At 38.7% G+C, this 1,453-nt stretch carries 2 protein-coding genes; both read right to left on the bottom strand.

Translation table 11 applies throughout. The features are described from left to right. Window positions 1-546: 546 nt before the first annotated feature. Complete coding sequence (locus F6K53_RS42180) at window positions 547-909, bottom strand: hypothetical protein (RefSeq protein WP_293086456.1); 363 nt, start codon at window positions 907-909, stop codon at window positions 547-549. 455 nt (window positions 910-1,364) lie between these two features. Continuing rightward, window positions 1,365-1,453: DUF1499 domain-containing protein (locus F6K53_RS42175; RefSeq protein WP_293086458.1), on the bottom strand; the 89-nt coding region annotated here is incomplete at its 5' end.

Genomic DNA, 1,453 nt, shown 5'->3' with positions numbered 1-1,453 from the left:
ATAATATCAGCAAGTCAATCCTGTTGCTAGGCACTGCCCACCATTGTGATTAATGCACAGGATTAATCACAATGGTGACAGATATAAGTCAAGTTTATGTAGGGTGGGCAGTGCTTTAGACAGATAATATCAGCAAGTCAATCCTGTTGCTAGGCACTGCCCACCATTGTGATTAATGATGTTTTTTTGATAAAACTCAGCTCAATTCCGCTCGAATTATTTCCACCCGTTTACGATTAACTCCCAAAGTATAAAAATTGTTGGTGTTCGTAGCAACAATTGTTACTTTCTCTATGATTGACTCTTGGATAGGTAAAAGCTTACTAATTGTTGTGAATGTGTTATACCTGATAGCATGCATTTTTATATTTAGTGAAGTCCAAAGTCGTAGAATTGCTATATCCATCAATTAGTAGTTAATCTACCAAAAAAATATATCCCACATTCCTCACGAAGTGAAGAATGTGGGTTCAGATTCAAACGGTAAGCAATAGCCTACCCTAGGTAATCAAAATTCCACTAATGCCTAGTGCCTAAGGGTTAGTGCTAATTAAACGATGTGATGTACAACTTGCCAGTATTCTTGTCGATTACAATACTTTCTAAATCTGCACCAGCAGGAGCAGTAGAAGCATCAGGAAGCTCAGTGATCTGAATGGTAATTGGATTCTTTGAAGTAGAGTATATTTTCAGAGGGCGATTCTTAGTATCGATATTATTGATACTGTCGTATGCTCCTACAATCATGTACTCTGTAGGTTTTTCAGTTGTACCAAAGTCAACACGTGGTCCTGTAGTTCCAGAGTCAGAAAATCGTGCCTGATATGCAGCATTGGCTGGGGATGCAGCACCAACTAAGGTAAAACATACCAACAATAACGAAACCACAAGATATGCAAACTTTTTCATGATGATTTTCTCCATTTTTTTGAATGGGGTACCTAACAGTAATTATTACCAATTCGGCTTCGCATAAAACTATATTTTGGGATATATCCAGAAATAGTTTTCGGAGTATAAGATGCCAGCACTGGTTAGATAATTAACCGCCAGAACCAAACTATCAAAGCCTAGAGAGTATGTCAAGCTAATAATAAATGGCTCTTCCGTACTTGTTATGCTAAATTAACACTTTGATGAAGGGAGCAGGGAGCAGTTGATGTAGGGTGGGCAGTGCTTGAAACAGATAACATAAGCAAGTCAATCCCGTTGCTAGGCACTGCCCACCAACGGGTTTATATTTATTGAAGATGTAGGGTGGGCAGTGCTAGAAACAAATAACATAAGCAAGTCAATCCCGTTGCTAGGCACTGCCCACCAACAGGATTAATGCACAAAATTAATGACTATTTTTTTGATAAAAATTAGCTCAATTTCGCTCGAATTATTTCCACCCGTTTCCGATTAACTCCCAAATCAGATTTTCCTAAACGGGAGGCGGAGCGAACATGGA

It is taken from the genome of Moorena sp. SIO4A1, from assembly GCF_010672065.1.
Classification (GTDB): Bacteria; Cyanobacteriota; Cyanobacteriia; order Cyanobacteriales; family Coleofasciculaceae; genus Moorena.
This window is presented reverse-complemented; position numbering and strand designations above follow the sequence as displayed.

Bases quoted from the DNA above. Each gene is read 5' to 3' on its own strand.
- F6K53_RS42180 (WP_293086456.1), bottom strand. From the start codon at position 909: ATGAAAAAGTTTGCATATCTTGTGGTTTCGTTATTGTTGGTATGTTTT.